Origin of the sequence: Pelomonas caseinilytica, from assembly GCF_021353235.1 — a bacterium.
GTDB classification, from domain to species: domain Bacteria; phylum Pseudomonadota; class Gammaproteobacteria; order Burkholderiales; family Burkholderiaceae_C; genus Pelomonas; species Pelomonas caseinilytica.
Genome location: NZ_JAJTWT010000005.1, coordinates 210,864 through 222,081, shown reverse-complemented (window position 1 = coordinate 222,081; position 11,218 = coordinate 210,864). Strand labels below are relative to the sequence as shown.

Here is an 11,218-nt window from a genome sequence, read left to right as displayed (position 1 = left end):
TGTTGATGGAGAATCCCGGATCGCTTTTTGCAAGCCATCCGCCCACCCGGGCTCCCCCCCTGCCACGATGTTCGAGGATCGCAGCTACAAGAGGACGTTCTACAGCGCCCCCCAGTCGGTCGAGTCGCTGATTGCCGCCTTCCTGGAGCCAGGCATCATCGTCGTGACCTTCCTGGTCGTGAACGGCCACTTCGACGAGCCGGTCATGCGGCCCGCACTGATGTTGTGCCTGCTCGTCTTTGCCCTCACCTTTCCGGGGCGCAACCGCTTCAACGACCACCCCGCCAGCGCCCTCGTCGACGTCGTCTCCTCCTGGTTGATGCTGCTCGGCATCCTGCTGCTGTGCGGTTATGCCACCAACAGCCTGCATTACTTCGAAGACGAGGTGCTGCTGTGGTGGGCCATCATCACTCCGGTGATCCAGATCGCCGCCATCGAGGTCGGACGGCGCATCCAGCAGTGGCGGGCGCGCGACCCGAGCGCCCGGCGCACCGCTGTGGTCGTCGGCGCCGGGCCGCTCGGGCACAAACTGGCGCGCGCGCTGCGCGAGTCGCAGGGCGTCGTCTGCCTGGGCTATTTCGACGACCGCGGCCGCGAGCGGCTGCATCCGGACGCCGGCGCCGAACTGCTCGGCCCGTTGTCCAAGCTCAGCGAATTCGTCCGTGAGAAGGGTGTGCGTGAGGTCTACATCACCCTGCCACTGGGCTCACAGCCGCGCATCGTCGAGTTGCTGGAGCAGGTGCAGGGGACGACGGCATCCCTCTTCTTCGTGCCCGACGTGTTCGGCATCAGCATCATCCAGGGACGGCTGCAGGACATCAGCGGCGTGCCGGTCGTCGGCATCTGCGAAACCCCGTTCACGGGCACCAACCAGCTCGTCAAGCGGCTCAGCGACATCGTCCTGGCCAGCATCATCCTCGTCCTGATCTCGCCCATCCTGCTGATCCTCGCCCTCGGCGTGAAGCTCAGCTCGCCCGGCCCCGTCATCTTCAAGCAGCGCCGCAACGGGCTGGATGGCGAGGAGATCATCGTCTACAAGTTCCGCTCGATGCGCACGCAGGACAACGGCCCCGTCGTGAAACAGGCGACCAAGGACGATCCACGCATCACGAAGTTCGGCGCCTTCATCCGGCGCACCTCGCTGGACGAGCTGCCGCAGTTCATCAATGTGCTGCAAGGCCGCATGAGCATCGTCGGCCCGCGCCCTCACGCGGTGGCCCACAACGAGGAATACCGCAAGCTCATCAAGGCCTACATGGTCAGGCACAAGGTCAAGCCGGGGATCACCGGCTGGGCCCAGGTGAACGGCCTGCGGGGCGAGACGGACACCATCGACAAGATGGCGGCGCGCGTCGAATACGATCTGGAATACCTGCGCAACTGGTCGCTGGCCCTCGATCTGCAGATCATCCTGCGCACCGTGAGGCTGGTGATTTTTGACCGCCATGCCTACTAAGCCCCCCCACTCGCTCGCCGCGACGCGCATCTCGGTCCTGGCTGCCATGGCCGGGTTGGTGGCTGCCGCGCATGCACAGACGGACGACGCGGCGCCCTTCTATGCTGGCGGCTCGCTAGGCGTCTCGCACGTGTCCAACGTCTACCGCGAGGCCAGCGCGCCCAACAGCGACACGGTCATCAGCGCCGGCCTGCTGGCGGGCGTCGACCGGCGCCTGGGGCGACAGCATCTAACGCTGGACGGCTCGCTGCAAGATAACCGCTATTCGACGAACAAGGACCTGAACTACCGCTCGCACAGCGTGCGAGCCGCGCTGAACTGGCAGACCGTAGGCGACCTGTCGGGCGTGCTGAGTGCCAAGTCCGACCGCTCCCTGGCCGACTTCAACGTCGGCATCATCGGCATTGAGCCCATCCGCGTGAAGAACGTGGAGCGCGACGAGGAATACCAAGCCATTGCCCGGCTTGGCGTGGGCACACGCTACACCGTCGAGGCAGGCTGGACGCGGCGCAACCGCGATTTCACCGCCCAGGAGTACGACCGGCTGGTTTACCGCCAGAACACCGAGTCCTTGGGGGTGTATGCCACTCCGGCGGGCAACGTCAAACTGGGACTGGTCGGCCGCCACACCAAGGGCAACAACCCGCGCTACACCCTACTCGTGCCGCTACCCGGCGGGGGCTTCGCCCTGACGAGCACGCGCAACGACTACACGCGCAACGACCTGGACTTCACGACGAATTGGCGGCTGGGCGGGCATAGCAACTTGAATACGCGCATCAGCCGCAGCCGCACGACGAACGGTTTGGAGATTCTCCGAGACTTCAGCGGCACGACCGGCGCCGTTGGCTGGATCTGGACGCCCACGGCCAAGCTGCAACTGAATCTCCAGTATTCCCGTGACACTGGGCAAGAGAGTGTCGTCCGCTCTGCCGACCTGAACCGCGTCTATCGCTCCTGGCGGCTGGGCGCCAACTACGCGCTGACTGGGAAAGTCAGCTTAAGCGGGAACTTCTCCGACAACCGGGCCCGCCGCACCAGCGACTCCGGCGCCGTGCTAGCCGACGCACAGGATGCCACGACGAACTACTCCCTCGGCTTGCGATGGAGCATCTACCGCGGCTTCAGCCTCAGTTGCCAGTATGACCACGCCAGCCGCGACAGCAGCGTGCCCCAGTACGTCTACAGCGCCAGCAGCTACGGCTGTACGGGCCAAGCCATCCTGTACTGATGACCACCGTCCTGCTCACCGGCGCGGCCGGCTATATCGCCTCCCACACCTGGCTCGCCCTGCAAAAGGCCGGATACCGCGTCGTCGGCGTCGACAACTTCTCCAACAGCTCGCCGGTCGTCCTGGAGCGCCTGAAGGAGCTCGCAGCCGCGCCCATCGAGTTCGAGCGCGCGGACGTCTGCGACCCGGCGGCGATGGACGAGATCTTCAGCACCCACCGCCCGGCGGCCGTCGTCCACTTCGCGGCCTACAAGGCCGTGGGCGAATCGGTCAGCCAACCTCTGGCCTACTACCGCAACAACCTGGGCGGCCTGGTCAACACCTGCGAGGCCATGAGGCGCCACGGCTGCCTGCGCATGGTCTTCAGCTCCAGCGCCACCGTCTACGGCGCGCCGGAGAAACTGCCCCTGCGCGAAGATGCGCCGACCTCGGCCACCAATCCTTACGGCGCCACCAAGCTGATGGGCGAGCAGATCCTGCGCGACGTGGGCGTCGCCGAATCCGCGTGGCAGACCGCCTGCCTGCGCTACTTCAACCCGGTCGGCGCCCATGAGAGTGGCCGCATCGGCGAAGACCCGCGCGGCACGCCCAACAACCTCATGCCCTACGTCGCCCAGGTGGCCGTCGGCCGGCGCGAGAAGCTTTCTGTCTTCGGCAACGACTACCCCACGCCCGACGGCACCGGCGTGCGCGACTACATCCACGTCAGCGACCTCGCGGAGGGGCATGTGGCAGCCCTGCGCCGCCTGCTGGACACTGCCGGCTCACTGACCGTCAATCTCGGCACCGGCCGAGGCTACAGCGTCCTCGACCTCGTGCGCGCCTACGAGGCCGCCAGCGGCCGCAAGGTGCCTTACGAGATCGTCGCACGGCGTCCCGGCGACGTGGCGGCCTGCTGGGCCGATCCCACCCTGGCCCGCGAGCTGCTCGGCTGGGAGGCCAGGCTGGACCTCGCCCGCATGTGCGAGGACAGCTGGCGCTGGCAACACCTCAATCCCCAAGGCTTCAACTGAACCCCATCACCATGTCCACCCCGCTCAGCAAGATTTCCGTTCTGCCCGTCATCATGGCCGGTGGGTCGGGCACCCGGCTGTGGCCGCTGTCGCGCGCCGGCTATCCCAAGCAGTTCCTGGTGCTGTCGGGCAACGAGAGCCTCTTTCAAATGGCCGCCCGCCGGCTGGCCGCCCTCGCCTCGCCCGAGTTCGACCTGGCAGGCCCCTGCATCGTCGGCAACGACGAGCATCGCTTCCTCGTGCTCGACCAGCTCCGCGAAACGAAGCTGGAACCCAGCAGCGTCCTGCTCGAGCCCATGGGCCGCAACACCGCTCCGGCGCTGACCCTGGCGGCGCTGGCCGCACTGGAAGGCGGCACCGACCCGGTCCTCGTCGTCACCCCGGCCGACCAGACCGTCACCAAGCCGGAAGCCTTCACCGCGGCCCTGCACCAGGCCATCCGCCTGGCCGCTGACGGCGCCATCACCATCCTCGGCATCACACCCGACCGGCCCGAGACGGGCTATGGCTACATCCGCACGACGTCCGAAGGCAGCGGCCTGGCCGTCGCCCAGTTCGTCGAGAAGCCCGACCTCGAGACGGCTCAGCGCTACCTCGCCGAAGGCGACTACTACTGGAACAGCGGCATGTTCGTGCTACGCGCCAGCGTCTGGATGAAGGCCCTGGAGCGCTTCCGCCCCGACATCGCCGAAGCCACCCGCGCCGCCTGGGCCGCCCGCAAGGCCGACGCCAAGTTCGTGCGCCCCGGCAAGGCCGAATTCGCCGCCGTGCCCAGCGAGTCCGTGGACTACGCCGTCATGGAGCGCTGCCCCGGCACCGACATCCCCCTGCGCATGGTGGCCCTGGACGCCGGCTGGAACGACCTCGGCGCCTGGGAAGCCGTCTGGCAGGTGGCGGACAAGGACGAGGCCGGCAATGCCTTCGTCGGCGACGCCCTGATCGCCGACAGCCAGAACACGCTGGTGCACGCCACCAGCCGCCTCGTCGGCGTGGTCGGCCTGAAGGACGTGGTCGTCGTCGAGACCGCCGACGCCGTGCTGGTGAGCGACCGGGCCCGCAGCCAGGAGGTCAAGCAGATCGTCAACCGGCTCGGCGCCGAGCAGCGCGGCGAACATGCCCTGCACCGCAAGGTCCACCGTCCCTGGGGCTGGTACGACAGCATCGACTCGGGCGAGCGCTTCCAGGTCAAGCGCATCATGGTCAAGCCGGGCGCGTCGCTCAGCCTGCAGATGCACCATCACCGCGCCGAGCACTGGATCGTCGTCAGCGGCACCGCCGAGATCGTCAACGGCGACAAGACCATCCTGCTGACCGAGAACCAGAGCACCTACATCCCCCTCGGCCAGACCCACCGCCTGGCCAACCCGGGCAAGGTGCCGCTCGAGATCATCGAGGTGCAGTCGGGCTCCTACCTCGGCGAGGACGACATCGTGCGCTTCGAAGACACCTACGGCAGGGCTTGATCCATGACGATTCTGGTCACCGGCGGCGCCGGCTTCATCGGCAGCAACTTCGTGCTCGACTGGCTGCGCCAGTCCGACGAGCCCGTCGTCAACCTCGACGCCCTCACCTACGCGGGCAACCTGGAGAACCTCGCCTCGCTCGAAGGCGATGCCCGCCACGTCTTCGTCAAGGGCGACATCTGCGACCGCGCCCTGGTCGACCAGTTGCTGGCCACGCACCGCCCGCGGGCCATCGTGCACTTCGCGGCCGAGAGCCACGTCGACCGCTCCATCCACGGCCCCGGCGCCTTCATGAAGACCAACGTCGAGGGCACGTTCACGCTGCTCGAAGCCGCGCGGGCCTACTGGAGCGCGCTCGAGGGCGACGCCAAGGCGGCCTTCCGCTTCCATCACGTCTCGACGGACGAGGTCTACGGCTCCCTCAAGCCGACCGACCCGCCCTTCGCCGAGACCAACGCCTACGAGCCCAACAGTCCCTACTCGGCCAGCAAGGCCGCCAGCGACCACCTCGTGCGGGCCTGGCACCACACCTACGGCCTGCCGGTGCTGACCACCAACTGCTCGAACAACTACGGGCCCTATCACTTCCCCGAGAAGCTGATCCCGCTGATGATCGTCAACGCCCTCGCAGGCAAGCCGCTGCCCGTCTACGGCGACGGCCAGCAGATCCGCGACTGGCTCTACGTCACCGACCACTGCAGCGGCATCCGCGCCGTGCTGGCCGGCGGCAAGCTGGGCGAGACCTACAACATCGGCGGCTGGAACGAGAAGGCCAACATCGACATCGTCAAGACCGTCTGCGCCCTGCTCGATGAACTGAAGCCCTCGGCCGAAGGTCCCTACTCGCGCCTCATCACCTACGTGAAGGACCGCCCCGGCCATGATCGCCGTTATGCCATCGACGCCCGCAAGATCGAGCGGGAGCTTGGCTGGCGCCCGGCCGAGACTTTCGAGACCGGCATCCGCAAGACGGTCCAGTGGTATCTCGACCATCCCGAGTGGGTGGCGCGCGTGCAGAGCGGCGCCTACCGCGACTGGCTCGACAAACAGTACAGCTGAGCGATGAAGATCCTGTTGCTCGGCAAGAACGGCCAGGTCGGCTGGGAATTGCAGCGTTCGCTCGCCGTCGTCGGCGAGGTCGTCGCCCTGGACCATGACGACGGTGGTGACTTCACCCGGCCCGACGCGCTGCTGGCACGCGTGCAGGCCCTGGCGCCCCAGGTCATCGTCAATGCGGCGGCCCACACCGCCGTCGACAAGGCCGAGAGCGAGCCGGCGCTGGCGCGCCAGATCAACGCCGCCACGCCCGCCCTGCTGGCCATCGAGGCCAAGCGCCTCGGCGCCTTCTTCGTGCACTACTCGACCGACTACGTCTTCGATGGCAGCGGTAGCCAGCCGCGGAACGAAGAGGCCGCCATCGCGCCGCTGAGCGTCTACGGCAGCACCAAGGCCGAAGGCGAAGATGCCATCCGCGCCAGTGGCTGCCAGCACCTCATCCTGCGCACCAGTTGGGTCTATGCCGCGCGCGGCGGCAACTTTGCCAAGACCATGCTGCGCCTGGCGGCGGAACGCGAACAGCTCAAGGTCATCGCCGACCAGATCGGCGCGCCGACCGGCGCCGAGCTGCTGGCCGACCTGACGGCCCACATGCTGCGCGCCGCGCGCGTGAACCCGTCCCTCGTCGGCACCTACCATGCCGTGGCCGGCGGCGAGACGAGCTGGCACGACTACGCGCGCTTCGTCATCGAGTTCGCACGCCAGCGGGGCCGGCCGATCCAGGTGGCGCCCGACCAGATCCTCGCCATCCCGACCAGCGACTATCCGACGCCGGCCAAGCGCCCGTTGAACTCGCGCCTGTCCACGGCCAAGCTGCAACAGCGCTTCGGTCTGACACTGCCGAGTTGGCAGCAAGGCGTCGAGCGCATGCTGAACGAAATCCTCTGAAGAGGGAGGTCCTCATGAAGAACCGCAAAGGCATCATCCTCGCCGGTGGCTCCGGCACGCGCCTGCACCCGGCCACGCTCGCGATGAGCAAGCAGCTACTGCCGGTCTACGACAAGCCCATGGTCTATTACCCGCTGAGCACGCTGATGCTGGCGGGTATCCGGGACATCCTGCTCATCAGCACGCCGCAGGACACGCCCCGCTTCGAGGCGCTGCTGGGCGACGGCGCGCGCTGGGGCCTGAACATCAGCTACTGCGTACAGCCCAGCCCCGACGGCCTGGCCCAGGCCTTCATCCTCGGCCGCAACTTCGTCGACGGTAAGCCCAGCGCCCTCGTCCTCGGCGACAACATCTTCTACGGCCACGACTTCGCGCGGCTGCTGGGCAATGCGACCGCACGCAACGACGGCGCCAGCGTCTTCGCCTACCACGTCCACGATCCCGAACGTTATGGCGTCGTCGCCTTCGACGCGGCCAAGCGCGCCCTGTCCATCGAGGAAAAGCCCAAGGCGCCCAAGAGCAACTACGCGGTGACGGGCCTGTACTTCTACGACGAGCAGGTCTGCGACATCGCGGCCAGCATCAAGCCCAGCCCCCGCGGCGAGCTGGAGATCACCGACGTCAACGCCCGCTACCTGGAGCAGGGTCAGCTCAATGTCGAGATCATGGGCCGCGGTTATGCCTGGCTGGACACCGGCACGCACGACAGCCTGTTGGAAGCCGGCCAGTTCATCGCCACGCTCGAAAAGCGCCAGGGCCTGAAGGTCGCCTGCCCCGAGGAAATCGCCTACCGCGCCGGCTGGATCGACGCGGGCCAGCTCGAGACGCTCGCCATGCCGCTGGCCAAGAACGGCTACGGCCAGTACCTGCTCAAGGTGCTGACCGAGAAAGTGTTCTGACAACGATGAAGGTCACTCCCACCACCCTGCCCGAGGTCCTGCTGATCGAGCCGCAGGTCTTCGGCGACGCGCGCGGCTTCTTCATGGAAAGCTGGAACGAGGCCCGCTTCAACGCCGCCCTCGGCCAGGAAATCCATTTCGTGCAGGACAACCATTCGCGCTCGGCCCGCGGCGTGCTGCGCGGCCTGCACTACCAGCTCGCGCCGCATGCCCAGGGCAAGCTGGTGCGCTGCGTGGCGGGCGCCGTCTTCGACGTGGCGGTGGACATGCGCCGCTCCAGCCCCAACTTCGGCCGCTGGGTGGGTTATGAACTGTCCGCCGAGAACCAGCGTCAGCTGTGGATCCCGCCCGGCTTCGCCCACGGCTTCGTCGTCATCAGCGAGACGGCCGACTTCCTCTACAAGACCAGCGGCCGCTACGCCCCCGAATGCGAGGGCGCCGTGCGCTGGGACGACCCGACCATCGGCGTCGCCTGGCCCGTCGAAGGCCTCACGCCGCAGCTGTCGGCCAAGGACGTGGCCGCGCCGCTGCTGGCCGACGCCAAGACCTTCGACTGAGAGGCCCGCGCCCATGAAAAACGCCCTCCGACGGAGGGCGTTTGCGCTTGGGCGCGGCAATGCCGCTCAGCCCCGTCCGATGCCGCTGTACTCGATGCCCAGGGCCTTCATCAGCTTGGGGTCGTAGAGGTTGCGGCCGTCGAAGACCACCGGCGACTTCAGCACCGCCTTGATGGCATCGAAATCCGGCGTGCGGAACTCCTTCCACTCCGTCACGATGAGCAAGGCGTCGGCGCCTTGCAGCGCGGCTTCCGCGCGCTCCACCAGGCTCACGTCGTCGCGGGGGCCCAGGATGCGGGCCGTCTCGGACATGGAGACCGGGTCGTAGGCGGCCACCGTCGCGCCTCGCTTGGTCAGCTCGTCGATGATGACCAGCGACGGCGCCTCGCGCATGTCGTCGGTGTTGGGCTTGAAGGCCAGGCCCCACATCGCGAAGCGGCGGCCCTTGAGATCGCCACCGAAACGGCTGACGACCTTGTCCACGAGCACGCGCTTCTGGCGCTCGTTGGCCTCTTCCACGGCGGTCAGCACCTTCAGCGGGATGCCGTTGTCCGCCGCCGTCCTGACCAGGGCCTTGACGTCCTTGGGGAAGCAGGAGCCGCCATAGCCCGCACCCGCGTAGAGGAACTGGTAGCCGATGCGCGGGTCCGAGCCGATGCCGCGGCGCACGAGTTCGATGTCCGCGCCCACCTTCTCGGCCAGCAGGGCCAGCTCGTTCATGAAGCTGATGCGCGTGGCCAGCATGGCGTTGGCGGCGTACTTGGTGAACTCGGCGCTCTTCACGTCCATGACCAGCATGCGGTCCTGGGTGCGGTTGAAGGGCGCGTACAGCGCGCGCATCAGCAACGTGGCCTGCTCGTCGTCGGAGCCGACGATGATGCGGTCGGGCTTCATGAAGTCGTCGACCGCAGCACCTTCCTTCAGGAACTCGGGGTTGGACACGACGGCATAGGACATGCCGCCCAGGCCGCGCTTGTCCAGCTCTTCCTTGACGGCGGCGCGCACCTTGTCGGCGGTGCCGACGGGCACGGTGCTCTTGTCGATGATGACCTTGTAGTCGGTCATGCGCTGGCCGATGGAGCGGGCCGCCGCGACCACGTACTGCAGGTCGGCCGAGCCATCCTCGTCCGGCGGGGTGCCCACGCCGATGAAGAGCAGCGTGCCGTGCTGCACGGCCATGTCCACGTCGGTCGTGAACTGCAGGCGACCTGCCGCGACATTGCGGCGCACCACCTCCAGCAGGCCCGGCTCGTGGATCGGGATCTCGCCGTCGTTGAGGACGCGGATCTTCTCGGGATTCACGTCCAGGCAGACCACGTGGTTGCCCATCTCGGCGAGGCAGGCGCCGGTGACCAGGCCCACATAGCCGGTGCCGATCGCGGTGACTTTCATTCCTAGTCCTTGTTCAACTGCAGTTCACGCGTTTGTAACCCAGCCGCATGACGGTGGCATGCCGCTCAGACCTTGTAGTAGTCCCGATACCAGGTGACAAAGCGCTGGATGCCTTCGGGCACGGGCATGGCCGGACGGAAGCCGGTCCAGGCCGCCAGTTCCTCGACGTCGGCGTGCGTGGCGGGCACGTCGCCGTCCTGCATGGGCATGAAGTTCTTCACCGCCTCGCGCCCGACGGCCTGCTCGATGGCCTCGATGAAGCTCATCAGCTGGATGGGCGCGTGGTTGCCGATGTTGAACACCCGATAGGGGGCGCTGGAGCGCGCCGGGTCCGCCTTGACGGGGTCGTAGTTCGGGTCGGGCTCGGCCGTGCGGTCCAGCACCCGCACCACGCCTTCGGCGATGTCGTCGATGTAGGTGAAGTCGCGGATCATCTTGCCGTGGTTGAACACGTTGATGGGCCGGCCTTCGATGATGGCCTTGGTGAACAGGAAGAGGGCCATGTCCGGCCGTCCCCACGGGCCATAGACCGTGAAGAAGCGCAGGCCCGTGGTCGGCAGGCCGAACAGGTGGGAGTAGGTGTGGGCCATCAGCTCGTTGGCCTTCTTGGTCGCGGCGTAGAGGCTGATGGGGTGGTCGACGCTGTGGTGCTCCGAGAAGGGCATCAGCGTGTTGCCGCCGTAGACGCTGGAACTCGACGCGTAGGCCAGGTGCTGCACGCCGTTGTGCCGGCAGCCCTCGAGGATGTTGGTGAAGCCGACGATGTTGCTGTCGATGTAGGCGTGCGGGTTCTCGATGGAATAGCGCACCCCGGCCTGCGCGGCCAAGTGGACGACCCGGTCGAAGCGCTGCTCCGCGAAGAGCTTGGCCATGCCCTCGCGGTCGGCCACGTCCATCTTGACGAAGCTGAAGCCCGGCTTGGGCGTCAGCCGCGCCAGGCGGTCATGCTTGAGCTGCGGGCTGTAGTAGTCGTTCAGGTTGTCCAGGCCGACGACCTGGTCGCCGCGTGCCAGCAGGATCTGGCTGACATGCATGCCGATGAAGCCGGCGGCGCCGGTGACGAGTACTTTCAACGCGGGTCTCCCAGATGATGCACAGCGGGCGGCGCGGAGCAACTGCGCACCGCATCGCCAGCACCGCATTCTCCGCCAGCCGGCGTATCCGCCTCGGGGCGGCGGCCCCTCGAAAGCGGGGCCCGCACCCAGCATGCGATGTGTGGATTGGTCAAAAGCCGTAACGGCCGGCCCGCACGGCGCTTGATTC

10 protein-coding genes are annotated in these 11,218 nt (G+C 67.3%); 8 read left to right on the top strand and 2 right to left on the bottom strand.

Translation table 11 applies throughout. The features are described from left to right. Positions 1 to 67: 67 nt before the first annotated feature. The 8 genes from LXT12_RS13815 to rfbC are packed head-to-tail and all read left to right on the top strand — an operon-like array spanning position 68 to position 8,563. Entirely contained in the window at positions 68 to 1,456 is a 1,389-nt protein-coding gene (locus LXT12_RS13815; protein WP_233392766.1) for an undecaprenyl-phosphate glucose phosphotransferase, read from the top strand. Beyond that, positions 1,446 to 2,687 carry a porin family protein gene (locus LXT12_RS13810; protein ID WP_233392765.1) on the top strand — a complete coding sequence of 414 codons (1,242 nt, stop codon included), beginning with the start codon at positions 1,446 to 1,448 and terminating at the stop codon, positions 2,685 to 2,687. Before LXT12_RS13815 ends, LXT12_RS13810 begins: the two co-directional genes overlap by 11 nt. Beyond that, on the top strand, positions 2,684 to 3,700 hold the full coding sequence (galE, locus tag LXT12_RS13805; protein ID WP_233392981.1) for a UDP-glucose 4-epimerase GalE: 1,017 nt from the start codon (positions 2,684 to 2,686) through the stop codon (positions 3,698 to 3,700). The genes LXT12_RS13810 and galE overlap by 4 nt, the downstream gene beginning before the upstream one ends. A gap of 11 nt (positions 3,701 to 3,711) precedes the next feature. After that, positions 3,712 to 5,163 carry a mannose-1-phosphate guanylyltransferase/mannose-6-phosphate isomerase gene (locus LXT12_RS13800; protein WP_233392764.1) on the top strand — a complete coding sequence of 484 codons (1,452 nt, stop codon included), beginning with the start codon at positions 3,712 to 3,714 and terminating at the stop codon, positions 5,161 to 5,163. 3 nt (positions 5,164 to 5,166) lie between these two features. Then, positions 5,167 to 6,222, top strand: a complete 1,056-nt coding sequence (gene rfbB, locus LXT12_RS13795) for a dTDP-glucose 4,6-dehydratase (RefSeq protein WP_233392763.1) — start codon at positions 5,167 to 5,169, stop codon at positions 6,220 to 6,222. 3 nt (positions 6,223 to 6,225) lie between these two features. After that, complete coding sequence (rfbD, locus tag LXT12_RS13790) at positions 6,226 to 7,107, top strand: dTDP-4-dehydrorhamnose reductase (protein ID WP_233392762.1); 882 nt, start codon at positions 6,226 to 6,228, stop codon at positions 7,105 to 7,107. 14 nt (positions 7,108 to 7,121) lie between these two features. Continuing rightward, positions 7,122 to 8,006, top strand: coding sequence for a glucose-1-phosphate thymidylyltransferase RfbA (gene rfbA, locus LXT12_RS13785; protein ID WP_233392761.1), 885 nt, complete (start codon positions 7,122 to 7,124; stop codon positions 8,004 to 8,006). 5 nt (positions 8,007 to 8,011) lie between these two features. Beyond that, positions 8,012 to 8,563 carry a dTDP-4-dehydrorhamnose 3,5-epimerase gene (rfbC, locus tag LXT12_RS13780; RefSeq protein WP_233392760.1) on the top strand — a complete coding sequence of 184 codons (552 nt, stop codon included), beginning with the start codon at positions 8,012 to 8,014 and terminating at the stop codon, positions 8,561 to 8,563. Between the two features lie 66 nt (positions 8,564 to 8,629). Here rfbC and LXT12_RS13775 read toward each other — a convergent pair whose 3' ends face one another. Together LXT12_RS13775 and LXT12_RS13770 are read right to left on the bottom strand one after the other, a co-directional pair. Beyond that, the gene (locus tag LXT12_RS13775; RefSeq protein ID WP_233392759.1) at positions 8,630 to 9,955 is read right to left on the bottom strand and encodes a UDP-glucose dehydrogenase family protein; all 1,326 of its coding nucleotides are present in this window, start codon (positions 9,953 to 9,955) and stop codon (positions 8,630 to 8,632) included. A 65-nt stretch (positions 9,956 to 10,020) separates the two neighbouring features. Next, positions 10,021 to 11,028: an NAD-dependent epimerase gene (locus LXT12_RS13770; RefSeq protein WP_255763611.1), complete on the bottom strand. Its 1,008-nt coding sequence runs from the start codon at positions 11,026 to 11,028 to the stop codon at positions 10,021 to 10,023. Between the last annotated feature and the right edge of the window lie 190 nt (positions 11,029 to 11,218).